This is a genomic window from Halomonas sp. E19 (genome assembly GCF_052439355.1).
GTDB lineage: Bacteria > Pseudomonadota > Gammaproteobacteria > Pseudomonadales > Halomonadaceae > Halomonas.
On the sequence record NZ_JBNFWU010000001.1, the window covers coordinates 2,585,861 to 2,610,642 of the forward strand.

The following is a 24,782-nucleotide window of genomic DNA, read 5'->3' on the forward strand; positions in this document are numbered from 1 at the left end:
TACTGACTCCATCAGTACTACAATTTTGCATCCATTATGTAACAAAGTGCCACGGCGCACCACCTAACCGTATCACTTAAGATACGCTTGCACTACAGGTGAGCACGCTCGTGCTTGTTACAGCTCCCCTGTAGGGTAGGAGATGCAAGCCGTGTCAGTCGTCTTATCTTGTAAGTTGTCTTTTTCCCTATTCACTTTCGATATCGCTTTTATCCAAACCGAAAGCGGTATGCAGGGCACGTACAGCAAGTTCCATCTGCTTCTCGTCGATGACCACCGAGATCTTGATTTCCGAGGTGGAAACCATGCGGATATTGATATTCTCGTCGGCCAGGACGCGGAACATCTTTGACGCCACGCCGGCATGGGAGCGCATGCCGACGCCTACCAGCGAAACCTTGGCAATATTGTCATCGCCGTTGATCTCACCGCCGCCAAGGTCCGGGATAACCTGCTCTTCAAGAATCTTGAGCGTCTTCTTGTAGTCACCCTTGGCCACGGTGAAGGTAAAGTCGGTGTAGTCACCCGTCGGCGCCACGTTCTGCACGATCATGTCGACTTCGATATTCGCATCTGCGATGGGGCCGAGAATACGCGATGCCACACCCGGTACGTCCGGCGTGTTGAGCAGGGTCAGCTTGGCCTCGTTGGCGGTGAAGGCGATACCGGAGATCAGCGGTTCTTCCATGGAGTCCTCATCTTGGTCGGATTCAGCAACGATCAGGGTGCCGGGGCCATCCTCGAAGCTGGACAGCACGCGCAGCGGGACATTGTACTTGCCGGCGAACTCTACCGAGCGAATCTGCAGCACCTTGGAGCCGAGACTCGCCAGCTCAAGCATCTCCTCGACGGTGATGGTATCGAGGCGCTGCGCCTTGGAGCAGACGCGTGGGTCGGTGGTGTAGACCCCGTCCACATCGGTGTAGATCTGGCACTCGTCGGCGCCAAGCGCTGCCGCCAGCGCCACGCCGGTGGTGTCGGAGCCACCGCGACCGAGGGTCGTGATGTTGCCCTCCTCGTCGACACCCTGGAAACCGGCAACTACGACCACCTTGCCCTCATCGAGGTCTTCGCGCATCTCATCGGTCTCGATGCGCTGGATGCGGGCCTTGGTGTGGGCGCTGTCAGTGAGAATGCCCACCTGGGAACCGGTATAGGAAGTCGCCGGCACGCCCAGCTTGTGCAGCGCTAGAGCCAGCAGGGAGATGGTGACCTGCTCGCCGGTGGAGACCAGCATGTCCATCTCGCGCGGCGTGGGCTCGTCGCTGATCTCGTTGGCCATGCCGATCAGACGGTTGGTCTCGCCGCTCATGGCGGAGACCACGACCACCACCTGATGGCCGTCGTCACGAAAGCCCTTGACCTTCTCGGCCACGGCCTTGATGCGCTCCACGGAGCCCACCGAGGTACCACCGAATTTCTGTACGTAAAGTGCCATCTACGGTTTTCCTCGCTTGTCGAGCGCGCTGCGCCCGGATGAGTGAAAGTCGCTAATCGGTTCTTGAAACAGTTCTCCCAACTCGGGCCGGAGCGGCCGACCCGAGCTTCCCGCTACTGCAGGCGCTGTTCGACCCAGGCGGATACGCTCTCCAGGGCCGCCGGCAGGGCCGCCACGTCGCTGCCCCCGGCCTGGGCCATGTCGGCGCGACCGCCGCCCTTGCCGCCCACCTGGGTGGCCACGTGATTGACCAGCTCGCCGGCCTTGACGCGCCCGGTGAGGTCGTCGGTGACGCCAGCGATCAGGCTGACCTTGCCGGCCTCACGATCCGCCACGCCCAGCACTACCACACCCGAGCCGAGCTTGTGCTTCAGCTGGTCGAGCACGCCGCGCAGCTCCTTGGCAGAGACGCCTTCGAGCTGGGTGGCCAGCAGCCTGACCCCGGCGATCTCCTGGGCCTGCGCCAGCATGTCGCTGCCCGCGGCGCTGGCCAGCTTGGCCTTGAGCCGCTCGAGCTCCTTCTCCAGGCTGCGGTTACGCTCCACCAGCGACTCGACGCGCTCCTCGACCTGCTCCGGCTTGGCCTTGAGGCGCTCGCCGATGCGCGCCAGGCGCGTTTCCTGCTCGCGGAAGTAGGCCAGCGCCCCTTCTCCGGTGATCGCCTCGATGCGGCGTACGCCCGCTGCGATGCCCTGCTCGCTGACGATGTGGAAGCAGCCGATGTCGCCGCTGCGAGCCACGTGGGTGCCGCCGCACAGCTCGATGGAGAAATCATCGGCTCCGATGGTCAGCACCCGTACGCTGTCGGCGTACTTGGCCTCGAACAGCGCCGCCGCGCCCTGGCCTTGGCCTGATCGAGCGTCATCTGCTCGATGCGGGTCGGCGCGTTGGCAAGGATCTGCTCATTGACCAGACGCTCCACTTCGGCCAGCTGTTCGGCGGTCATGGCCTCGAAGTGGCTGAAGTCGAAGCGCAGCCGCTCCGGCGTCACCAGCGAGCCCTTCTGCTGCACGTGGTCGCCCAGCACCAGGCGCAGCGCCTTGTGCATCAGGTGAGTAGCGGAGTGGTTGCGAATGGTGGCGCCGCGCAGCCTGGCATCGACCTGAGGCGTTACCTCGGCGCCCACGCTCAGGCGACCTTCGAGCAGCACGCCGTGATGCAGGTGATGGCCGCCCTGCTTCTGGGTGTCGGTGACCAGGAAGCGTCCGCTGTCCAACAGCAGGTAGCCGGTGTCGCCCACCTGGCCGCCCGATTCACCATAGAACGGCGTACGGTCGAGCACCACGATGCCGCGCTGCTCGGGCTCGAGCGCCACCAGCGCATTGCCCTCGCGATCAACGATGGCGGTCACGCTGGCCTGTCCCTCGAGGACCTCGTAGCCGGTAAAGGCGGTCTCGCCGTCAAGCTCCAGCGCGGCGTGGTAGTCGGCGCCGAACTGGCTGGCGGCCCGCGCCCGCTCGCGCTGCGCCTCGAGTTCGCGCTCGAAGCTTGCCGCATCCAGCGTCACGCCGCGTTCACGGCAGACGTCGGCGGTCAGGTCGTAGGGGAAGCCGTAAGTGTCGTACAGCTTGAACACCGTCTCGCCGGGCAGCACCTCGCCCTCGAGCTCGGCCAGCGCAGCTTCGAGCAGGCTCATGCCGTGCTCGAGGGTGCGCGCGAACTGCTCCTCCTCCTTCAGCAGGATGCGCTCGATCTGGTGGCGGGCTTCGCGCAGCTCCGGATAGGCAGCCCCCATCTCGGCATCGAGGGCGCCCACCAGCTTGTGGAAGAACGGCTCCTTGGCACCAAGCTTGTGGCCGTGGCGGATGGCGCGACGGATGATCCGACGCAGCACGTAGCCACGCCCCTCGTTGGAGGGCATCACCCCGTCGGCAATGAGAAAGGCGCAGGAGCGGATATGGTCGGCGATCACTCGCAGCGACGGGTTCGCCGTGTCCTGGTGGCCGGTACGCTGCGCGGCCGCTGCCAGCAGGCTCTGGAACAGGTCGATTTCGTAGTTCGAGTGCACGCCCTGCATGACCGCTGCAATCCGCTCCAGCCCCATGCCGGTATCGATCGAGGGCTTAGGCAGCGGGTTGAGGTTGCCGGCCGCATCGCGGTCGAACTGCATGAAGACGAGGTTCCAGATCTCGATGTAGCGATCGCCGTCCTCCTCGGGGCTTCCAGGCGGGCCGCCCCACACTTCGGGGCCGTGATCGTAAAAGATCTCAGAGCTGGGCCCGCAGGGCCGGTATCGCCCATCTGCCAGAAGTTGTCTTCGTCGAGCTTGGAGAAGCGCGCCGGGTCGATGCCCATCTCCTCCTTCCAGATCGCCTCCGCCTCGTCATCGCTGACGTGCACCGTCACCCATAGTTTCTCCTTGGGCAGCTGCAGCACCTCGGTGAGGAACACCCAGGCAAAGCGGATCGCATCGCGCTTGAAATAGTCACCGAAGCTGAAGTTGCCCAGCATCTCGAAGAAGGTGTGGTGACGCGCGGTGTAGCCGACGTTGTCCAGGTCGTTGTGCTTGCCGCCGGCGCGTACGCAGCGCTGCGACGAGGCTGCGCGCACGTAGGGGCGCGGATCACGGCCGAGGAAGACGTCCTTGAATGGCACCATCCCGGCATTGGTAAACAGCAGCGTCGGGTCGTTGCCCGGCACCAGTGAGCTCGAAGGAACGACGGTGTGGCCATGCTCCTCGAAGTAGGTCAGAAAGGCTTGTCTGATGTCTGCGCTTTTCATGGGATATCCGTGGCGATGAGCGTGGTGACCCGATGGTCAGGCGCGCTCGACTCCGTTGAGCAGGGCCGAAAACACGCGCCTGGGGCATCGAGAATGCCACCCAGGGCGTTCGCAAAGGGATGCATTATAGCGCAGTTGTCAAGCGACTAAAGGGCGCCGCCGAGTTCACTGCGCAAGGAGGGCAGGAAAGCGGGAGCCAGGAGCACGACACGCGCGATGGTGAAGTTCATTGCTCTGGCCGGGTCAGCCGGTGTCGGCATCCCAGGCATGCGCCAGGGCATGCCGCAGGTGATCGAAGCTGAAGCCGCGAGACACGAGGAAGCGCTCGCGCCGGGCGCGCTCGCGCGGGGAGACATCAGGGTGGGAGAAGCGCCTGGCCAGCGTCTCGGCCGCCAGGGCAAACCAGTCGACCTCGCCTTCCCGCTCGGCCTCGGTCAGCGTCGCGGCAATCAGATCACGATCAACACCGCGCCGCTCAAGCTCGACGCGGATCTTCAACGGACCCTGGCCGCGCGCTACGCGCGAGCGCAGAAAGAGTGCCGCAAAGCGCGCATCGGACTGCAGCCCCTGTTCGGCCAGCTCGTCCAGGCACGCTGCGACGGCCTCCATCGGATGCCCCTTGGCCACCAGGCGTTCGCACAGCTCGCCGCGCGCATAGTCGCGGCGAGCCAATAGGCGAATGGCATCGTCGCGGGGGACGATGCCGGTGCGTTTGCCGAAGGTTCGCGCATGGCTACAGCAGGTCGTCCTCACGCTCGACGTCGGCGGCGGCCGGCTCGCTCGGCTCCTCCTTCGGCGCCGCGGTCACCAGCAGCTGGGCGCGGATCTGGCTCTCGATCTCCTCCATCACCGCTGGGTTGTCCTCGAGGAACTGGGCGGCATTGGCCTTGCCCTGGCCGATCTTGTTGCCCTTGTAGCTGTACCAGGCCCCGGCCTTGTCGACCAGGTTGCACTGTACGCCAAGGTCGATCACCTCGCCGGCGTGGTAGATGCCCTTGCCGTAGAGAATCTGGAACTCGGCCTGGCGGAACGGCGGCGCCACCTTGTTCTTGACCACCTTGACCCGCGTCTCGTTACCGGTCACCTCGTCGCCCTGCTTGACCGAGCCGGTACGGCGAATGTCGAGGCGTACGCTGGCGTAAAACTTGAGCGCGTTGCCGCCGGTAGTGGTCTCGGGGCTGCCGAACATCACGCCGATCTTCATGCGGATCTGGTTGATGAAGACCACCAGGCAGTTGGCGTTCTTGATGTGGCCGGTGATCTTGCGCAGCGCCTGGGACATCAGGCGTGCCTGCAGGCCGACGTGGGAGTCGCCCATCTCGCCCTCGATCTCGGCGCGCGGGGTGAGCGCCGCCACCGAGTCGATGATGATCACGTCGACGCCGCCAGAGCGCACCAGCATGTCGCAGATCTCCAGCGCCTGCTCGCCGGTGTCGGGCTGCGAGACCAGCAGGTCGTCGAGATTGACGCCGAGCTTCTCGGCGTAGCTCGGGTCGAGGGCGTGCTCGGCGTCGATGAAAGCGCAGGTCTTGCCCTGCTTCTGCGCCTCGGCAATGACCGACAGGGTCAGCGTGGTCTTGCCCGAAGATTCCGGACCGAAGATCTCGACGACACGGCCATAGGGCAGGCCGCCGATGCCGAGCGCGATATCGAGCCCCAGCGAGCCGGTGGAGACCGAGGGCATGACCACCCGCGGCGCATCGCCCAGGCGCATCACGGTTCCCTTGCCGAACTGGCGCTCGATCTGGGAAAGGGCGGCATTCAATGCCTTGGAGCGGTTTTCATCCTGTGCCATGAGGCTCTCCTCGCAGAACGCTTCACGTTTGCCGAGCAAACGAAGATGGGGTGGGCCGCCGAGACGCAGGCCCTAACACTGTATGATTGGCCAGTAGTATGGCGAAAAAGTCTCGCTCGACTAGCCCATGACGCTATTGCTGATGCGCTTCCAGGTAGCGGATCAAGCCGACAAGGGCCGCACGCACCGCTCGCTCGCGCACCGCACGGCGATCCCCGGGAACTGGAAGCGCTCGGCCTGCTGCTGCGCCGCATTGCCCCAGGCCAGCCACACGGTACCCACCGGCTTGTCCGGCGAACCGCCGTCGGGCCCGGCCACGCCGCTGACCGCCACGCCGAGGCTGGCACCACTGTCGCGGCAGGCGCCTGCCACCATGGCCTCCACCACTTCACGGCTGACGGCGCCATGGCGCTCGAGCAGGTCGTCAGCAACGCCGAGCAGGCGCGTCTTGGCCCCGTTCGAATAGGTGACATAGCCCGTCTCGAAGTAGGCGGAACTGCCGGCCACCGCGGTGATGGCGCTGGCCACGCCCCCGCCGGTACAGGACTCGGCCGCCGTGATCGTGAGGCTACGCTCGCGGCAACGCCTGCCGAGGCGCTCGGCGAGGGTGATGAGATCGAGATTGGCCAGGCTGGCGGCACTGTGAGGCATCGGAGGCTCCTGCAGAAGATGTGGCCGGCGCGCTTACGCGAGAAGTTTTGGTACAATAGCGCCTTTGCCCTTCATGTGCAGGCCGTGGCGTTCAGACGCTCCCGGCCGGCTCCACGTCGACGGATCAGCACAGGAATTCCATGTCCCAGGCCAGCGCTCAGCCCACGCCGATGATGGCCCAGTACCTCAAGATCAAGCGCGAGCACCCCGACGTGCTGCTGTTCTATCGGATGGGCGATTTCTATGAGCTCTTTTTCGACGACGCCAGGCGCGCCGCTGCCCTGCTCGACATCACCCTGACAAGCCGCGGTCAGTCGGCCGGCAAGCCGATTCCCATGGCCGGCGTGCCCTACCACAGCGCCGAAGGCTACCTGGCGCGCCTGGTCAAAGCCGGCGAATCGGTGGCGATCTGCGAGCAGATAGGCGACCCGGCGGCGAGCAAGGGGCCGGTGGAGCGCAAGGTGGTGCGCATCGTCACTCCCGGCACGCTCCACGACGAGGCGCTGCTCGACGCCCGCCGCGACAACCTGCTGGTGGCCGTGCACCCTTCCGGCGACTGCTGGGGCATCGCCTGGCTGGAGCTCTCAAGCGGGCGCTTCAGCGTGCTCGAGGTGGAGAGCGAGGGCGACATGCTGGCCGAACTGCAGCGCCTCGATCCCGCCGAACTGCTGGTGCCCGAAAGCCTGTCGCTGCCGCCTGCATTGGAAAACCGCCCGGGCGTGCGGCGACAGAGCGACTGGCTGTTTAATCTCGACGCCGCCACCCGGCTGCTGTGCGACCAGTTCGAGGTGCAGGACCTGCGCGGCTTCGGCTGCGCCCATCTCGAGGCCGCTCTCACCGCCGCCGGGGTGCTGGTGGAGTATGCCCGCGACACTCAGCGCTCGCGCCTGCCCCACGTCACCGCGCTGGGCGTGGAAAACCGCGATGACGCCGTGGTGATCGACGCCGCCAGCCGCCGCAATCTCGAGATCGACATCAATCTCGGCGGCGGCAGCGACAACACCCTGGCCAGTGTGCTCGACACCACCGCCACCGCCATGGGGTCGCGGCTGCTCAAGCGCTGGCTCAACCGGCCGCTGCGCGACCGCACCCAGGTCGAGGGGCGCCAGGCGGCGGTCGCCCTTCTGCTCGAGCAGGAGGGCTTCGTTGCCCTGCGCGAGCTGCTCAAGGCGATCGGCGACGTCGAGCGCATCCTCGCCCGCGTGGCGCTCTACAGCGCCCGGCCGCGAGACCTGGCCCGCCTGCGCGACGCCCTGCTCGCCCTGCCGGAGCTCCAGCGCGAGCTGCAGGACTACAGCGAAGGCACTGCCATCGACGAGCTGGCACACCATATTCGCCCCTACCCCGAGCTTGCCGACATGCTCAGCCGCGGACTCAACGACAACCCGCCGGTGGTGATCCGCGAGGGCGGCGTGATCCGCGACGGCTTCGATGCCGAGCTGGACGACTACCGCGGGCTCGCCGAACACGCCGGCGACTACCTGGTACAGCTCGAGACCCGCGAGCGCGAGCGCACCGGCCTGGCCGGGCTCAAGGTGGGCTACAACCGTGTGCACGGCTACTATATCGAGATTCCTCGCGCCCAGGCTCGCGAGGCCCCGGTCGATTATGTACGCCGCCAGACGCTGAAGAACGCCGAGCGCTTCATCATTCCCGAACTCAAGGCGTTCGAGGACAAGGCGCTGTCGGCTAAATCACGCGCCCTGGCCCGCGAGAAGCTGCTCTACGACAGCCTGCTCGATGCGCTTAACGGCGAGCTGACAGCGCTGCAAGGCACCGGCCGCGCCCTAGCCGCGCTGGACGTGCTGGCCGCCTTCGCCGAGCGCGCCCAGGCGCTCGGTTTCTCGCGCCCAAGGCTGCAGGAGCTGGCAGGCATCGAGATCCGTGGCGGGCGCCACCCGGTAGTGGAGCATGTCAGCGACGCCCCCTTCGTGCCCAACGACCTGCGGCTCGACGAACGGCGTCGCATGCTGGTCATCACCGGGCCCAACATGGGCGGCAAGTCGACCTTCATGCGCCAGGCGGCGCTGATCGTGCTGCTTGCCCATACCGGCAGCTTCGTTCCCGCCGACGAGGCGTGCATCGGGCCGGTGGACCGTATCTTTACTCGCATCGGCTCGTCGGACGACCTGGCCGGAGGCCGTTCCACCTTCATGGTGGAGATGACCGAAACGGCGAACATCCTGCATAACGCCACCGACCACAGCCTGGTGCTGATGGACGAGATCGGCCGCGGCACCAGCACCTTCGACGGGCTGTCGCTGGCCTGGGCCAGCGCCGAGCACCTGACGCGCACCCGCGCCTTCACCCTGTTCGCCACCCACTACTTCGAGATGACTGCCCTGGCGGATCAGGCCGAGGCGGTGGCCAACGTGCACCTGACTGCCGCCGAGCACCGTGACGGCATCGTCTTTATGCATCGGGTGGAGGAAGGCCCCGCCAGCCAGAGCTACGGTCTTCAGGTAGCCCAACTGGCCGGGGTTCCCTCATCGGTGATAGCGCGGGCGCGCGATAAATTGACGCAGCTCGAACAGCAGGAGGTCGACCAGGGTCACCGTGGCGGTGCGCAGGCGACAAGCGCTGCCAAGCCGATGCAGAGCGATCTCTTCGCCAGCACGCCTCATCCGCTGCTGGACGCGTTGGCCGGGCTCGATCCGGATGACCTGACGCCCCGCCAAGCGCTGGCGCTGATCTACCGCTGGCGGGAACAACTCTAATCGTGAAAGCCGCTTGCTCAAGCCTAACGCCATGTCTAGAATGATGCGTTTAGCCTATTGGTTTTATAAAAAAACAGTTTTTTATAACCAAATTGACTATCAGAGATACATCAACACCCGACCGGGCATCGCATGCCACGTACCCGGCCGCAAGGAGGAGACAGGCAATGACCTTTGTCGTCACCGAAAACTGCATCAAGTGCAAGTACACCGATTGCGTCGAGGTCTGCCCGGTGGACTGCTTCTACGAAGGCCCCAATTTCCTGGTGATTCACCCGGACGAGTGCATCGACTGCGCCCTGTGCGAACCGGAATGCCCTGCCGAAGCGATCTTTTCGGAGGATGAGCTCCCGGAAGGCCAGGAGGCCTTCATCGCGATCAATGCGGAGCTGTCCGAAGTGTGGCCCAACATCGCGGAGAAAAAGGACCCTCTGCCTGACGCCCAGGAGTGGGACGGCAAGGCCGGCAAGCTGCAGTATCTCGAGCGCTGAAGCTCCCACCTGCACGAAGCACCTGCCTGCACAAACAAGGCGCCCCAGGCCGTTCGCCTTCGGCGCCCTGCCTGCTACTTCTCCCTGCCCCTATCTTTCCCGCTTCTGGCCCCGGCTAAGGCATAGGCTGAAACACGGGGGCTGAAAACCGGCGCGACAGGTCAGGCGCTAAGTTGACGGCTGACGAACGGAATGCGAATACACAGGCATGAAAGCGGCGGCCCTCAGGCCGCCCGGCTCCCAGCAATTCCTTGAACGGTTCCCTCCGTTCGATTTCCTGTGGCGACTTCCCTGCCCAGAGAGCGACTTCCAGCCACACCAGGCACGCCTTAGAGCATCCCGTTTGCATCCTGCCGGCGAGCATCCCGCTCTGCCTTTTCCTGTGTTCATTGTGGCATTTGCGCCGTAGCGTGCAAAATAGCCAAACGCACACATATTCACCTGATGCTTATCAAGAACAGGAAAAATACCCAATATTTATCAATAGGATAAAAAAATGCCGATACCCAAGGCATCGGCATTTCTGACAGCCTCACCAGCGAATTGCGTCGCCAATGTGTCAGCGATTTCCTACAAAACTTGTAGCCAAAACTCACTTAAGAGACTTTTACGCCTGCCGGGCGAAGCGTTACTGACCCTTGATCGCAGCACGGCCAGGGTAGCCCACACGTTCGCCGAGCTCTTGCTCGATCACCAGCAGGCGGTTGTACTTGGCCACGCGGTCGGAGCGGCACAGCGAACCGGTCTTGATCTGACCGGCCGAGGTACCTACGGCCAGGTCGGCGATGGTGGTGTCCTCGGTCTCGCCGCTGCGGTGGGAGATCACCGCGGTGAAGCCGGCGTCCTGGGCCATCTTGATGGCGTCCAGCGTCTCGGAGAGCGAGCCAATCTGATTGAACTTGATCAGGATGGAGTTGCCGATCTTCTCGTCGATACCGCGCTTGAGGATCTTGGTATTGGTGACGAACAGGTCGTCGCCGACCAGCTGCACCTTGTCACCGAGCTTGTCGGTCAGCGCCTTCCAGCCGCCCCAGTCGGACTCGTCCATGCCGTCTTCGATGGAGACGATGGGGTACTGGTCGCACAGCTCGGCCAGGTAGTCGACGAAGCCATTGGCATCGAAGCTCTTGCCCTCACCGGAGAGGTTGTACTGGCCGTCCTGGTAGAACTCGGAGGAGGCGCAGTCCAGCGCCAGGGTCACGTCACGGCCAAGCTCGTAGCCGGCATCGGCGACGGCCTGCTTGATCACGGCGAGCGCCTCGGCGTTGGACTCCAGGTTGGGCGCGAAGCCGCCCTCGTCGCCCACGGCGGTGGAGAGGCCCCTGGCCGACAGCACCTTCTTCAGCGCGTGGAAGATCTCGGCGCCGACCCGCAGGGCCTCGCGGAAGTTCGCGGCACCCACCGGCTGCACCATGAACTCCTGAATGTCGACGTTGTTGTCGGCATGCTCGCCGCCGTTGAGGATGTTCATCATCGGCACCGGCATGCGGTACTGGCCCGGCTGGCCGTAGAGTTCGGCGATGTGGGCGTACAGCGGCATGCCTTTGGCGTTGGCCGCCGCCTTGGCCGCCGCCAGTGACACGGCGAGGATGGCATTGGCGCCCAGCTTGGCCTTGTTGTCGGTACCGTCGAGCTCAAGCATCGCATTGTCGAGGCCGCGCTGATCGCGGGCATCCATGCCGACCAGACGCTCGCGGATGGCACCATTGACCGCCTCTACCGCCTTCAGTACACCCTTGCCCAGGTAGCGGGACTTATCGCCGTCACGCAGCTCCAGGGCCTCACGGGAGCCAGTGGAGGCACCGCTCGGCGCACAGGCCACGCCCACGGCACCGCTTTCCAGGCGCACTTCGGCCTGCACGGTGGGGTTGCCGCGGGAATCGAGCACTTCGAGGGCGCGGATTTCGACAATCTTGGTCATCTCAGTCGTCCTTTTATTGAGTCAGCGTTGTTTGAATCGTCGGTGGGGCCGTTCAGGTGATCGTCAGCGCCGGGAAACCCTTGACCAGTTCGTCCAGAGCCTTCAACTGGGCCAAGAACGGCTCGAGCTGATCCAGCGGCAGGGCGCAGGGACCGTCGCACAGAGCGCTGTCCGGGTCCGGATGGGCCTCGAGGAAGAGCCCCGCCAGCCCCACCGCCACCCCGGCACGTGCCAGCTCAGCGACCTGCTGGCGGCGTCCGCCGGCACTGTCGGCACGCCCGCCCGGGCGCTGCAGGGCGTGCGTGACATCGAAAAAGACAGGGCAGCCTGTCTGCTTCATGTCACCAAAACCGAGCATATCGACCACCAAATTATTATACCCGAAGCTTGAGCCACGCTCGCAAAGCAACACGCGATCGTTACCCGCCTCTTCGCATTTGCGAATGATATGACGCATCTCGTGGGGCGCCAGGAACTGCGGCTTCTTGATGTTGATCACCGCACCGGTTTTGGCCATGGCCACCACCAGGTCGGTCTGGCGGGCCAGGAAGGCGGGCAGCTGGATGATGTCGGCCACCTCGGCCACCGGCTCGGCCTGCCATGGTTCGTGCACGTCGGTGATGACCGGCACGCCGAAGCGCTGCTTGATCTCAGCCAGTATCTCCAGCCCCTTCTCCAGGCCGGGACCGCGGAAGGAGTGGATGGAGCTACGGTTGGCCTTGTCGAAGCTGGCCTTGAACACATAGGGCATGCCGAGCCGACCGGTCACCTCGACATAGGTCTCGGCCACCTCGAGGGCCAGCTCACGGGACTCCAGCACGTTCATGCCGCCGAGCAGCATCAGCGGCAAAGAATTGCCGGCGGTGAGGCCGGCAAAGGAAAGATGGCGTTCGGGCGTGGACGGGATCATGGCAGACACGGGCCTCATTCCTGGTGCGAGGAGAGCGCGCGGGTGCGCGCCGCCTTGTGCTCCAGCGCCGCGTTGACGAAGCCGGTGAACAGCGGATGGCCGTCGCGCGGCGTGGAAGTGAACTCGGGATGGAACTGACAGGCCACGAACCAGGGGTGGTCGGGCAGCTCGATCATCTCCACCAGCGAGTTGTCCACACTCTTGCCCGACACTACCAGGCCGGCCTGCTCGAGCTGCTCGACGAACTGGTTGTTGACCTCGAAGCGATGGCGGTGACGCTCGACGATCTCGTCGTTGCCGTAGGCCTCACGCGCCTTACTGCCGGGGGCGAGACGACAGACCTGGCCGCCCAGGCGCATGGTGCCGCCCAGGTCGGAGGCCGCATCGCGCAGCTCGATCTTGCCCTCGGCGTTGATCCATTCGGTGATCAGGCCGACCACCGGGTGCTGGGTGTCGTGGGTGAACTCGGTGGAGTTGGCGTCTTCCCAACCGGCCACGTGACGGGCGAATTCGATCACCGCCACCTGCATGCCGAGGCAGATGCCGAGGTAGGGGATGCCGTTCTCGCGGGCGAAACGGGCGGTCTCGATCTTGCCTTCCACGCCGCGCTCGCCGAACCCGCCGGGCACCAGGATCGCGTCCTTGCCAGCCAGGCGCTCGGTGCCCTGGCGCTCGATGATCTCGGAGTCGATGTAGTCCACGTTGACCTTGACCCGGGTCTGGATGCCGGCGTGGATCAGCGCCTCGTTGAGCGACTTGTAGGCGTCGAGCAGCTCCATGTACTTGCCGACCATGGCGATGTTGATCGACTTGAGCGGGTTGAGCTTGGCATCGAGCACGTGCACCCACTCGGTGAGGTCGGCCTCGTCGGCCTCGAGGCGCAGCTTGTCGCAGACGATCTCGTCAAGGCCGTGCTCGTGGAGCATCAGCGGGATGCGGTAGATGGTGTCGGCATCCTGCAGCGGCACCACGGCGCGCTCTTCGACGTTGGTGAACAGCGCAATCTTGCGCCGCTCGGTCTCCTCCAGCTCGACTTCACTTCTGCAGATCAGGATGTCGGGCTGGATACCGATGGAGCGCAGCTCCTTGACGCTGTGCTGGGTCGGCTTGGTCTTGGTCTCGCCGGCGGTCTTGATGTAGGGCACCAGAGTCAGGTGCATGAAGATCGCCCGGCTGGCGCCCAGCTCGCTTCTGATCTGGCGGATCGACTCGAGGAACGGCAGCGACTCGATGTCGCCCACGGTGCCGCCGATCTCCACCAGCGCCACGTCGAAGCCCTCGCCGCCGGCATACACGCGGCGCTTGATCTCGTCGGTGATGTGCGGGATCACCTGCACGGTGCCACCCAGGTAGTCGCCGCGGCGCTCGCGGCGCAGCACGTGCTCGTAGACGCGGCCGGTGGTGAAGTTGTTGCCCTGGGTCATCTTGGTGCGGATGAAGCGCTCGTAGTGGCCCAGGTCGAGGTCGGTCTCGGCGCCATCTTCGGTGACGAACACCTCGCCGTGCTGGAAGGGGCTCATGGTGCCCGGATCCACGTTGATGTAGGGATCGAGCTTGAGCATGGTGACCTTGAGGCCGCGCGCCTCGAGAATCGCCGCCAGCGAGGCCGACGCGATGCCCTTGCCAAGTGAGGACACAACGCCGCCGGTCACGAAGATATATCGTGTCATGGAGAACCTGTCGAAACGTGATCATGAGGCACGACAGAAAGCCGCGCCAGGATGGGACGACAGCGTAGCAGATTGCGACCAATGGCTCAATTTTGGCCGACCGCAGCCCTCAAACAAGCGCCAGCCTGTGAAGATGAGCGGCGCCGCGGGCAGGTCTCAGCGGGGGTCCGATTCCAGGGAAGGAATCGGTAGCGTACAGGGATGTATTAACGGCGCCCCCGCCTGCCGACGGGGTAGCCGCGATGGCGGGCCGCCATAGGCCCGCCCCACATCAGCAGAGCCTCAAACCTTCAGGTAGTCGAGGATACCCTCGGCGGCCTGACGGCCCTCGAACACGGCGGTGACCACCAGGTCGGAGCCGCGCACCATGTCGCCGCCGGCGAAGATTTTCTCGTTGGTGGTCTGGAAGGGGTAGGTGCCCTTCTCGGGCGCCACCACACGGTCACGCTCGTCGAGCTCAATGCCGAACTGATCGAACCAGGGCGCCGGGCTCGGCTGGAAGCCGAAGGCGATGACCACCGCGTCGGCGGGCAGGATCTCCTCGGAGCCGGGCACCACCTCGGGGCGACGCCGCCCATTCTCGTCGGGCTCGCCCAGACGGGTACGCACCACCTTCACGCCCTCGACCTTGTCTTCGCCCACCACCGCCACCGGCTGGCGGTTGAACAAGAACTCGACGCCCTCCTCGCGGGCATTGGCCACCTCGCGCTTGGAGCCGGGCATGTTCTCCTCGTCGCGACGATAGGCACAGGTCACCGTGGCCGCGCCCTGACGAATCGCCGTGCGGTTGCAGTCCATGGCGGTGTCGCCACCGCCCAGCACCACTACCCCTTGACCTTCCAGCGAGACGAAGTCGGCCGGATTCTTCTCGAAACCGAGGCAGTGGTTGACGTTGGCGATCAGGTAGTCAAGCGCCTTGTGCACGCCGGGCAGGTCCTCGCCGGGGAAGCCGCCGGTCATGTACTTGTAGGTGCCCATGCCGAGGAACACCGCGTCGTACTGCTCGAGCAGCTTTTCGAAGGGAATATCCTTGCCGATCTCGACGCCCAGGCGAAACTCGATGCCCATCTCTTCGAAGACCGCACGGCGCCGCTCCATGACCGATTTGTCGAGCTTGAATTCGGGGATGCCGAAGGTCAGCAGGCCGCCGATCTCGGGATAGCGATCGTAGATCACCGGGCGTACGCCGTTGCGCACCAGGATGTCGGCGCAGCCCAGCCCCGCGGGGCCGGCACCGACGATGGCGACCTTCTTGTCGGTCCAGGTCACCTGGGACATGTCGGGGCGCCAGCCCATGGCGAAGGCCGTGTCGGTGATGTACTTCTCCACCGAGCCGATGGTTACCGCGCCGAAGCCGTCGTTGAGGGTACAGGCGCCCTCGCACAGGCGGTCCTGCGGGCACACCCGGCCGCACACCTCGGGCAGCGAGTTGGTCTTGTGCGACAGCTCCGCCGCCTCAAGGATGTTGCCCTCGGCCACCAGCTGCAGCCAGTTGGGAATGTAATTGTGCACCGGGCACTTCCACTCGCAGTACGGATTGCCGCAGTGCAGGCAGCGGTGCGACTGGCTGGCCGCCTCCTGGGGCTTGAACGGCTCGTAGATCTCGGCGAACTCGCGCGAGCGAGTCCGGGCGTCCTTCTTCTGCGGGTCCTGGCGACCCACGTCGATGAACTGGAAGTCATTTCTGGTCAAACGGTTGGCCATCGGTGTATCTCCTGGAATCCGGCTCACTCGGGGCGTCTGCGCGATTCGTCAAGCAGGCTGTTCAGGCTCGCTGCCTTGGGCTTAACCAGCCAGAAATGGCGGACGAAGTCGCTGAAGTCGTCGAGAATCTCGCGCCCGCGGGCAGAGCCCGTCTCGGCCACGAACTCTTCGATGATCTCCCTCAGGTGACGCCGATAGGCCTCCATGGCCTCGGTGTTGACTCGGTGGATCTCCACCAGCTCATGGTTGTAGCGATCGACGAAGGAGCGATCCTCGTCGAGCACGTAGGCGAAGCCGCCGGTCATGCCGGCGCCGAAGTTGACGCCGGTCTCGCCGAGCACGCAGATCAGGCCGCCGGTCATATATTCGCAGCAGTGGTCGCCGGCCCCTTCGATCACCGCGTGGGCGCCGGAGTTGCGTACGGCGAAGCGCTCGCCCGCGGTACCGGCGGCGAACAGCTTGCCGCCGGTGGCGCCGTACAGGCAGGTGTTGCCGATGATCGCCGTCTTATGGCTCTCGAAGCGGCTGCCACGCGGCGGTACCAGTACCACCTTGCCGCCGTTCATGCCCTTGCCGACGTAGTCGTTGGCATCACCTTCCAGATAGAGGTTGAGGCCGCGGGCGTTCCACACGCCGAAGCTCTGCCCGGCCACCCCGGTGAAACGCAGCGTGATCGGCGCATCCTCGAGGCCGGCTTCGCCATAGTGCTTGGCTACCGCGCCGGAAGAGAGCGCCGGCACCGAGCGGTCGCAGTTGGTGAGGGTAAAGTGGAATTCACCGCCGCTCTTGTCGGCAATCGCCTTCTCGATGGTGGCCAGCACCTCCTGGTTCTTGGTACCCGGGTCATGCGGCACGTTGCGGCTGACCTGGCAGAATTGCGGTGCATCGGCCGGCACGAAGTCATTGGCCAGCAGCGGCGTCAGGTCGAGCCTGCGCTGGGAGGCGGTCTCGCCCTCCAGCACCTCGAGCAGGTCGGTGCGACCAATCAGGTCGGTCAGCTTGCGCACGCCCATCAGCGCCAGCAGCTCGCGCACCTCTTCGGCGATGAAGCGGAAGTAGTTCTTGACCATGTCCACGGTGCCGCGGAAATGCTCGTCGCGCAGATACTGGTGCTGGGTGGCCACCCCGGTGGCGCAGTTGTTGAGGTGACAAATGCGCAGGTACTTGCAGCCCAGCGCCACCATCGGCGCGGTGCCGAAGCCGAAGCTCTCGGCGCCCAGTATGGCTGCCTTGACCACGTCGAGGCCGGTCTTCAGGCCGCCGTCGGTCTGCAGGCGGATCTTGTCGCGCAGACCGTTGATGCGCAGCGCCTGGTGCACCTCGGGCAGCCCCAGCTCCCACGGCGAGCCGGCATGCTTGATCGAGGTCAGCGGGCTCGCTGCGGTACCGCCGTCGTAGCCCGACACGGTGATCAGGTCGGCGTAGGCCTTGGCCACGCCGGTGGCGATGGTGCCGATGCCGGGCTCGGAGACCAGCTTCACCGACACCTGCGCCTCCGGATTGACCTGCTTGAGGTCGAAGATCAGCTGCGCCAGGTCCTCGATGGAGTAGATGTCGTGATGCGGCGGCGGCGAGATCAGCGTCACGCCGGGCACCGAGTAGCGCAGCCGGGCGATCAGTGCGTTGACCTTGCCGCCGGGCAGCTGGCCGCCCTCGCCGGGCTTGGCGCCCTGGGCCACCTTGATCTGCAGCACCTCGGCGTTGACCAGGTAGGCCGGGGTGACGCCGAAGCGCCCAGAGGCGATCTGCTTGATCTTGGAGCTGCGGATGGTGCCGTAGCGCGCCGGGTCCTCGCCGCCCTCGCCGGAATTGGAGCGCCCGCCGGCCTCGTTCATGGCCTGGGCCAGCGCCTCGTGGGCCTCGGGCGACAGCGCGCCAAGGGACATCCCGGCACTGTCGAAGCGCGGGATCAGCTCGTCGATGGACTCTACTTCCTCGAGCGGCAGCGGTGTCTCGGAGACCTTGAGCTTCAGCAGGTCGCGGATGGTGGCCACTGGGCGCTCATTGACCAGTCCGGCAAACTTCTTCCACTTCCGATAGTCGCCCTCCTGCACGGCCTCCTGCAGCGCCTTCACCACATCGGGGTTGTAGGCGTGGTACTCGTGATCGTGCACGTACTTGAGCAGGCCGCCCTGGTTGATGCCCTTGCGCGGCGTCCAGGCGTCACGGGCCAGCCACTCCTGCTGCAGCTGCAGTTCGCTGAAGCCGGTGCCCTCGATGCGCGAGGCCATGCCGGTGAAGCACAGCTCGACCACTTCCGACGACAGCCCCACCGCTTCGAACAGCTGCGAACCGCGATAGGAAGCCAGGGTCGAGATACCCATCTTGGAGAGGATCTTGTAGAGCCCCTTCTGCATGCCCTTGCGATAGTTCTCGCGGGCATCGGCCGGGTTGCCGGTCAACTCGCCGGTGCGGTGCATGTCGGCCATCACCTGATAGGCCAGCCACGGGAACACCGCGGTGGCTCCCACGCCGAACAGCACCGCCATCTGGTGGGCGTCGCGGGCGTAGCCGGTCTCCACCACGATGTTGGCACGCGGGCGCAGGGCCAGCTTGCTGAGATGGTGGTGCACCGCCCCTACCGCCAGCGCCGCATGAATCGGCAGCTGGCCCTGGGGCAGTTCGGCATCGGAAAGCACCATGATTACCTTGCCGTCGCGCACCGCCGCCTCGGCCTGGCGGCACAGTTCGACGATAGCTGCCTTGAGCCCCATCTGCTCCGGGTCGTAGCCCAGGCTCAGGCGCTCATGGCAGAACGCGGGATCGTCCTGCTCGAGCAGCGCGGTGAACTTGCGCGGCGACAGCACCGGCGTGGTCAGGATGATCCGGTGGGCGTGCTCGGGCGTGGCCTTGAACACGTTGAGCTCGGCGCCGATGCAGGTTTCCAGCGACATCACGATCGCTTCGCGCAGCGGGTCGATGGGCGGGTTGGTGACCTGGGCGAACTTCTGGCGGAAGAAGTCGGTGAGCAGGCGGCTGCGGCGCGAGAGCACCGCCATGGGCGTGTCGTCACCCATGGAACCGACCGCCTCCTGGCCGCTTTCGGCCAGCGGGCGCAGCACCTGGTCGCGCTCCTCGAAGGTGACCTGGAACATCTTCTGCCACGCCTTGACCTCGTCGGCGTCCATGTTCTGGAAGCTGGCCAGCTCGGTCAGCGCCGACTCCAGGTAGTGCGCCTCCTCCTTCAGCCAGCGCTTGTAGGGATAGGCGGACTTGAGCCGCTCATCGATGTCCGCGGTATGTAGCACCTCGCCGGTCTGGGTATCCACGGCAAGGATCTGGCCGGGCCCGACGCGCCCCTTGGCTACCACGTCCTCGGGCTTGTAGCCATAGGTACCGATCTCCGACGCCAGGGTGATGTAGCCGTTCTTGGTGATCACCCAGCGCGCCGGACGCAGGCCGTTGCGGTCGAGCATGCAGATCGCCTGGCGACCATCTGTCATGACCACCCCGGCGGGCCCATCCCACGGCTCCATGTGCATGGAGTTGTATTCGTAGAAGGCGCGCAGCTCCCCGCTCATGGTTTCAACGTTCTGCCACGCCGGCGGCACCATCATGCGCACCGCGCGATGCAGCTCCATGCCGCCCATCAGCAGCACTTCGAGCATGTTGTCCATGCTGGAGGAGTCGGAGCCCACGGTGTTGACGATCTCGTCGAGCTCGGCGATGTCGGGCAGCCGCTCGTTGACGAAGTTCGCCTTGCGTGAGTTGGCCCAGCTGCGGTTGGCCTCGATGGTGTTGATCTCGCCGTTGTGGGCGAGCAGGCGGAACGGCTGGGCCAGCGGCCAGCGCGGCGCGGTGTTGGTGGAGAAGCGCTGATGGAAGACGCAGATCGCGGTCTGCAGCCGCTCGTCGCCGAGATCCTTGAAGAAGGTCGGCAGATCCACCGGCATCATCAGACCCTTGTAGGAGATGACCTGGGTGGAGAGCGAACAGACGTAGAAATCCGGCTCGTCACGCAGCATCTGTTCTGCGCGGCGGCGCGCCATGAACAGGTCGACATCGAAGCGCTCAGGGTCGCCCAGCTTGCCCGGCTCGACGAACAGGTGGCGGATGCGCGGCAGGCAGGCTCGTGCGATGGGGCCACAGTAGGCGGGGTCCACCGGCACGTCTCGCCAGCCCCGGATCACCAGGCCGCAGGCACGCAGCTCGCCCTCTAGAATGCCGCGCGCGCGCGCTTCCTTGGCGTCGTCGTCGGGCAGGAATACCGCACCCACGGCGAATCGATCGCCAAGTTCGACGTCCAGCGCCTCGGCGGCCACTTCGCGCATGAAGGCCTCGGGCATCTTCAGCAACAGGCCACAGCCATCGCCGGTCTTGCCATCGGCGGCGATACCGCCGCGATGCGTCATGCAGGTGAGGGATTCGATGGCGGTGCGCAGCAGGTCGTGGCTGGCCTGCCCTTCCATATGGGCGATCAGGCCGAAGCCGCAGTTGTCACGAAACTCGCCGGGGTGGTGTAGGCCTTGGTTCATGGGCGTGCCTCAAAGAATGTCTATTGACCAAGCGACAGCAGTTATATATTTTAATCGGTTTTCTTTTTGTTATGGCCGCATAAGCAGCCTGCTGCCGTTGCGAGAAAAGGACGCCCAGCATAGACACTTCCGCCCTCGACGTGCAATTGCCCGCATCGCCACACCCACCTAAAACTCTCGTCAAATCCGCAACTTGCCAACCCACGCCAAACAAAAACAACCAATAGTTCAAGCACTTGCGGATCGCATAAACGTTTTTCAAACGGCAAAACCAAGGCATTAGACTTTAGTCTAAAATTGCCGTTTTTACCCATGCCGATAACGCATGAGGCATACGGATTCATGCCGGAACCGCTCCAAGGGCGGCGACCACAAGACAGCCAGCCCAGCAGCGCTTTGCACACTCCACAAGAAAGGCCGCGCGGATCTCTCCGCACGGCCTCTCTTTGCTGGGACAGGTGCGCCCCGTCAGGGCTAGCGAACTTACGCCCTAGGGAAGCTCTCCAGCAGCTCGTCGAGCAGCGTAGGTGGCGTCTCGTCGTACACCACCGCCTGACCCAGCGCCTGGAGCAGGATCAGGCGCAGGCGCTGGTCAACGTTCTTTTTGTCCAGCCGCATCCGGGCCAGGAAGTCCTCGACACTCATGGCGGCCGGAGCCGCCAGAGGCAGGCCCGCAGCGGCAATAATGGCCGCTGCACGCTCGACCTCCGCCTGGACCAGCCAGCCAAGGCGGTGCGAGAGCTCAGCTGCCATCATCATGCCGGTCCCCACCGCCTCGCCGTGCAGCCAGCTGCCGTAACCCTGGTGCGCCTCGATGGCATGGCCGAAGGTATGGCCCAGGTTGAGCAGCGCACGCACCCCTGCTCGGTCTCGTCTTCGGCGACGATCTCAGCCTTGAGGGCGCAGCTGCGCTCGATGGCCCAGGCCAGCGCCGCGGGATCAAGCCCCTCAGCGCGGACATTTCGGCTTCCAGCCAGGCCAGGAACTCGGCATCGCGGATCAGGCCGTACTTGATCACCTCGGCCAGCCCCGCCGACAGCTCTTTGGGCGGCAGCGTCTTCAGCGTATCGGTATCGATCAGCACCGCCCGCGGCTGCCAGAAGGCGCCGATCATGTTCTTGCCCAGCGGATGGTTGACGCCGGTCTTGCCACCCACCGACGAATCCACCTGCGAGAGCAGGGTGGTGGGCACCTGGATGAAGGCCACGCCGCGCTGGTAGCAGGCGGCGGCGAAGCCGACCATGTCGCCGATCACGCCGCCCCCCAGGGCAATCAGCGTGCAGCGGCGGTTGAAGCCGGCTTCCAGCAAGGCATTCCAGATACGCTCGACGCTGGACAGGGTCTTGGTCGCCTCGCCGTCGGGCAGCACCAGCTCGCGCACCTCAAGATCGGACGACAAGCCGCGACGCAGGGTTTCCAGGTACAGCGGCGCCACCGTCTCGTTGGTCACGATCATCACCTGGCGGCCGGCCAGGTAGGGCGCCAGGCAGCCGGCATCGCCGAGCAGGCCGGCGCCAATGTGGATGGGATAGCTGCGCTCGCCCAGCGCCACCTGCAGGTTGCGCCGGGCCGAGGAAGTTTCGCTCTGTGACATGGGTCAGACCTTCGCTTGTAGGGGATCGGTCAGCCGCTGCACGCGACGCACGATATCGTTGACGACGGCGCGCGGGCTGCGCCGGTCGGTACGCACCACGACATCCGCCGTGGCGCGATAGAGCGGATCGCGCAGGGCGAACATCTCGCGCAGCACCTGCTCGCGGTCGGGGCGCTGCAGCAGCGGGCGGTTGCGGTCCTTGGCGACGCGCTTGAGCTGCTGCTCGACGGTGGTAAACAGGTAGATGACGGTGCCCCGCTCGCGCAGGCGGCGACGGTTCTCCTCGCGCAGCACCGCGCCGCCGCCGGTGGCAATCACCACCCCGTCGAGCTCGGTCAGCTCCTCGATCATCTGCTCTTCGCGCTGACGAAAGCCGGCCTCGCCTTCGACGTCGAAGATCCAGGGGATGTCGGCACCGCAGCGCGCCTGGATCTCATGGTCGGTGTCGTAGAAATCGCGTGACAACTCGGCCGCCAGAAGGCGGCCGATGGTGCTCTTGCCGGCCCCCATGGGGCCGACAAGGATAAGGTTGGGCAAGTCCTGCATCAGCGAATCGCCAGGCCGTCTTCGATTATCCGTGGAGTGATGAAGATGAGCAGCTCCACCTTTTCATTGCTGCTCTCATTGTACCGGAAAAGCCTGCCCAGCACAGGCAGGTCGCCGAAGAAGGGGTCTTGGCCAGGCGGCTGATCTGCTCGGTGGTGAGGATACCGCCCAGCACCACCGTCTCGCCGTTGTCGGCCAGCACCTGGGTCTCGATGCTGTTGGTGTCGATGGGCGGCTCTTCACCCCGCGGAACATTCTGGAAGCTATCGTTGGTGATCATCAGGTCCATGATGATGCGGTTGTCCGGAGTAATCTGCGGCGTCACCTCCAGCGACAGCACCGCCTCCTTGAACTCGGTGTTCAGCGTATCGCCCGACTGGGCGGTGTAGGCCCGCTCCTGGCCCTGCTTGATCACCGCCGTACGCTGGTTGGCGGTGATCACCCTGGGCTGCGAGATGGTCTGGCTCTTGCTCTCGCTCTCCAGCGCACGCAGCTCCAGGTCAAGCAGGATATCGCCCGACAGGTAGCCGAAGCCGAAGCTGGTCATGGGGTTGGCGCTGCCCAGGTCGACGGCCAGACCACCCCGCTGATATTGATTGCCAGTCAGACTACCGGCGATTAACTGCCCGCGGGAATCGCGCTGCCCAGTGAAGTCATCTCCATACACAGCAACGGGCGAGCCGCTTGAGGCCCCCCAGGTTGAGCCGGCTGCTGCCCCGCGATGACGCCCCCAGTTGACGCCAAGCTGCTGCGCCACCCCGTCTCGTGCCACCACGATGCGCGCCTCGATCTGCACCTGGCGCACCGCCACGTCGAGCCGGTCCAGGGTACGCAGGATCTCCTGGATCTGCTCGGCGGTATCCTGTATCAGCAGCATGTTGGTGCGCGGATCGACGGCCACCCGGCCGCGCTCGGTGAGCAGGCCGAAGCCGTCGGCGCCGCGCAGCAGTGCCGCCAGCTCTTCGGCCCGCGCGTACCTCACCTCCACATATTCGGTGACCAGGGGTGCCAGCGTCTCGATCTGGGTCCTGGCCTCGAGCGCCTGGCGCTCGATGCTGGCCAGCTCACTGGCCGGCGCCACGACAATGACGTTGCCCTCCTGCCGGCTGGCCAGCCCATGGCTTTTGAGCACCAGGTCGAGCGCCTGGTCCCAGGGCACGTCCTGCAGGTTGAGGGTGACGCGCCCCGTCACGCTGTCGCTGGCCACCAGGTTCAGGCCGGTGAAGTCGGCGATGATCGCCAGCACCGAGCGCACTTCGATATCCTGGAAGTTCAGCGTGATCCGCTCGCCGCTATAGGGAAACTGCTGACGCACGCGCTCTTCGCGCTGCTGCGGGGTGATCGGCTGCGCCTCGATGGTCAGCTGGCGACCGCTTTGGGTCGAGACCATGGCGAATTCACCGCTGCCTTCGATCTCGAAGGTCACGCCGTCGCGCCCGGCCCGCGGCGTGATGCGCCGCAGCGGCGTGCCGAAATCCGTGACATCGAGCACCTGGTTATGTGCCTCAGGAAGCTCCACCCCGACTAGCTCCGCCACGATGCGGCCGCGCCCCGCTTCGCGCACCCGCGCGTCGACCCCGGCCCGGTCGAAGGTGAGGATGACCCGCCCGGCGCCGCCTTCGCCACGGCGAAAGTCGATATCGGTCACCGTCGGCAGCGTCGGGCTTGTCGGCAGCGCCACACGCGGGGCAGAGGGCTCGATGCTCGCCGCTGCGGCAACGCCCAAGGGAGCCGCCAATGGTAATGCGCAGCTGATTGCCCTGCTGCACGGTGTCATAGGGCAGCGGGCCGTCGAGGTGGAAGACCAGGCGGGTGCGGGAGCCGGCCTCGAGCGCCGTGACCTGCTCGACGCCTCCGATACCGAGGTCGATACGTCGCTGCTCCAGCTGGTTCGTGGCATCGATCAGGTCGATCGACAGGCGCGCCGGTTCATCGAGGCGATAGCCGCGCACCTCGAGCACCCCCTGGCTGAACGTCAGGTCCACCTGCAGTTCGCCGCCCTGACCTTGGCGGAAGTCGAGCGCCGTCAGTGCCGTATTGGCCAGTGCCTGCACGGAGGCCAGCAGCAGGCAGATTCCCGTCATGATGCGTAAAAGGTGTGTCATAGTTTTCCTTCCCTGCCTGGTACGCATAGCGTGCACCCCTTGCC

The 24,782-nt window shown here is 65.2% G+C and carries 14 protein-coding genes and 4 pseudogenes; 2 read left to right on the forward strand and 16 right to left on the reverse strand.

The annotated features are described in order from the left end of the window. Positions 1–187 precede the first annotated feature (187 nt). The 6 genes and pseudogenes from ACUDAL_RS13575 to ACUDAL_RS13600 all read right to left on the reverse strand — a co-directional run bounded on the left by ACUDAL_RS13575 (position 188) and on the right by ACUDAL_RS13600 (position 6,605). Positions 188–1,438: an aspartate kinase gene (locus ACUDAL_RS13575; protein ID WP_444678490.1), complete on the reverse strand. Its 1,251-nt coding sequence runs from the start codon at positions 1,436–1,438 to the stop codon at positions 188–190. A gap of 113 nt (positions 1,439–1,551) precedes the next feature. Beyond that, positions 1,552–2,232 carry a DHHA1 domain-containing protein gene (locus tag ACUDAL_RS13580; RefSeq protein ID WP_444678491.1) on the reverse strand — a complete coding sequence of 227 codons (681 nt, stop codon included), beginning with the start codon at positions 2,230–2,232 and terminating at the stop codon, positions 1,552–1,554. Next, a pseudogene (alaS, locus tag ACUDAL_RS13585) lies at positions 2,226–4,159 on the reverse strand (alanine--tRNA ligase). Before alaS ends, ACUDAL_RS13580 begins: the two are co-directional and overlap by 7 nt. Positions 4,160–4,402: 243 nt before the next feature. Continuing rightward, positions 4,403–4,912 (reverse strand): regulatory protein RecX, encoded by a 510-nt coding sequence (locus ACUDAL_RS13590; protein WP_444678492.1) that lies wholly within the window; start codon positions 4,910–4,912, stop codon positions 4,403–4,405. After that, positions 4,893–5,954 carry a recombinase RecA gene (recA, locus tag ACUDAL_RS13595; protein ID WP_444678493.1) on the reverse strand — a complete coding sequence of 354 codons (1,062 nt, stop codon included), beginning with the start codon at positions 5,952–5,954 and terminating at the stop codon, positions 4,893–4,895. Before recA ends, ACUDAL_RS13590 begins: the two co-directional genes overlap by 20 nt. A gap of 133 nt (positions 5,955–6,087) precedes the next feature. Continuing rightward, a pseudogene (locus ACUDAL_RS13600) lies at positions 6,088–6,605 on the reverse strand (CinA family protein). 140 nt (positions 6,606–6,745) lie between these two features. On the opposite strand from ACUDAL_RS13600, the gene mutS reads away from it, so the two are divergent. Both mutS and fdxA read left to right on the forward strand, forming a co-directional pair. Beyond that, positions 6,746–9,322, forward strand: coding sequence for a DNA mismatch repair protein MutS (gene mutS / locus ACUDAL_RS13605; RefSeq protein ID WP_444678494.1), 2,577 nt, complete (start codon positions 6,746–6,748; stop codon positions 9,320–9,322). Between the two features lie 167 nt (positions 9,323–9,489). Next, entirely contained in the window at positions 9,490–9,813 is a 324-nt protein-coding gene (fdxA, locus tag ACUDAL_RS13610; RefSeq protein ID WP_444678495.1) for a ferredoxin FdxA, read from the forward strand. 628 nt (positions 9,814–10,441) lie between these two features. Here fdxA and eno read toward each other — a convergent pair. The 10 genes and pseudogenes from eno to ACUDAL_RS13660 all read right to left on the reverse strand — a co-directional run bounded on the left by eno (position 10,442) and on the right by ACUDAL_RS13660 (position 24,765). Then, positions 10,442–11,734 carry a phosphopyruvate hydratase gene (gene eno, locus ACUDAL_RS13615; protein ID WP_444678496.1) on the reverse strand — a complete coding sequence of 431 codons (1,293 nt, stop codon included), beginning with the start codon at positions 11,732–11,734 and terminating at the stop codon, positions 10,442–10,444. A 52-nt stretch (positions 11,735–11,786) separates the two neighbouring features. Continuing rightward, positions 11,787–12,644 carry a 3-deoxy-8-phosphooctulonate synthase gene (gene kdsA, locus ACUDAL_RS13620; RefSeq protein WP_444679381.1) on the reverse strand — a complete coding sequence of 286 codons (858 nt, stop codon included), beginning with the start codon at positions 12,642–12,644 and terminating at the stop codon, positions 11,787–11,789. Between the two features lie 14 nt (positions 12,645–12,658). Beyond that, positions 12,659–14,314 carry a CTP synthase gene (locus ACUDAL_RS13625; RefSeq protein ID WP_444678497.1) on the reverse strand — a complete coding sequence of 552 codons (1,656 nt, stop codon included), beginning with the start codon at positions 14,312–14,314 and terminating at the stop codon, positions 12,659–12,661. Between the two features lie 282 nt (positions 14,315–14,596). Then, positions 14,597–16,018 carry an FAD-dependent oxidoreductase gene (locus ACUDAL_RS13630; RefSeq protein ID WP_444678498.1) on the reverse strand — a complete coding sequence of 474 codons (1,422 nt, stop codon included), beginning with the start codon at positions 16,016–16,018 and terminating at the stop codon, positions 14,597–14,599. 23 nt (positions 16,019–16,041) lie between these two features. Further along, positions 16,042–20,493, reverse strand: coding sequence for a glutamate synthase large subunit (gltB, locus tag ACUDAL_RS13635; protein WP_444678499.1), 4,452 nt, complete (start codon positions 20,491–20,493; stop codon positions 16,042–16,044). A gap of 50 nt (positions 20,494–20,543) precedes the next feature. Then, positions 20,544–20,897, reverse strand: coding sequence for a hypothetical protein (locus tag ACUDAL_RS13640; RefSeq protein ID WP_444678500.1), 354 nt, complete (start codon positions 20,895–20,897; stop codon positions 20,544–20,546). Positions 20,898–20,976: 79 nt separating this feature from the next. Beyond that, a pseudogene (gene aroB, locus ACUDAL_RS13645) lies at positions 20,977–22,087 on the reverse strand (3-dehydroquinate synthase). 3 nt (positions 22,088–22,090) lie between these two features. After that, a complete protein-coding gene (aroK, locus tag ACUDAL_RS13650; protein WP_444678501.1) occupies positions 22,091–22,633 on the reverse strand; it encodes a shikimate kinase AroK in 543 nt (180 codons plus the stop codon). Beyond that, positions 22,633–24,233: pseudogene (locus tag ACUDAL_RS13655) on the reverse strand (type IV pilus secretin PilQ). Before ACUDAL_RS13655 ends, aroK begins: the two are co-directional and overlap by 1 nt. Then, positions 24,139–24,765: an AMIN domain-containing protein gene (locus ACUDAL_RS13660; RefSeq protein WP_444678502.1), complete on the reverse strand. Its 627-nt coding sequence runs from the start codon at positions 24,763–24,765 to the stop codon at positions 24,139–24,141. The pseudogene ACUDAL_RS13655 and the gene ACUDAL_RS13660 overlap by 95 nt, the downstream one beginning before the upstream one ends. Positions 24,766–24,782: the final 17 nt, after the last annotated feature.

Excerpts from the sequence above, each read along its gene's own strand:
- ACUDAL_RS13575 (WP_444678490.1), bottom strand. The coding sequence starts at position 1,438 with ATGGCACTTTACGTACAGAAATTCGGTGGTACCTCGGTGGGCTCCGTG.
- recA (WP_444678493.1), bottom strand. The coding sequence starts at position 5,954 with ATGGCACAGGATGAAAACCGCTCCAAGGCATTGAATGCCGCCCTTTCC.
- mutS (WP_444678494.1), top strand. The coding sequence starts at position 6,746 with ATGTCCCAGGCCAGCGCTCAGCCCACGCCGATGATGGCCCAGTACCTC.
- fdxA (WP_444678495.1), top strand. The coding sequence starts at position 9,490 with ATGACCTTTGTCGTCACCGAAAACTGCATCAAGTGCAAGTACACCGAT.
- eno (WP_444678496.1), bottom strand. The coding sequence starts at position 11,734 with ATGACCAAGATTGTCGAAATCCGCGCCCTCGAAGTGCTCGATTCCCGC.
- kdsA (WP_444679381.1), bottom strand. The coding sequence starts at position 12,644 with ATGATCCCGTCCACGCCCGAACGCCATCTTTCCTTTGCCGGCCTCACC.
- ACUDAL_RS13625 (WP_444678497.1), bottom strand. The coding sequence starts at position 14,314 with ATGACACGATATATCTTCGTGACCGGCGGCGTTGTGTCCTCACTTGGC.
- ACUDAL_RS13630 (WP_444678498.1), bottom strand. The coding sequence starts at position 16,018 with ATGGCCAACCGTTTGACCAGAAATGACTTCCAGTTCATCGACGTGGGT.
- gltB (WP_444678499.1), bottom strand. The coding sequence starts at position 20,493 with ATGAACCAAGGCCTACACCACCCCGGCGAGTTTCGTGACAACTGCGGC.
- aroK (WP_444678501.1), bottom strand. The coding sequence starts at position 22,633 with ATGCAGGACTTGCCCAACCTTATCCTTGTCGGCCCCATGGGGGCCGGC.
- ACUDAL_RS13660 (WP_444678502.1), bottom strand. The coding sequence starts at position 24,765 with ATGCGTACCAGGCAGGGAAGGAAAACTATGACACACCTTTTACGCATC.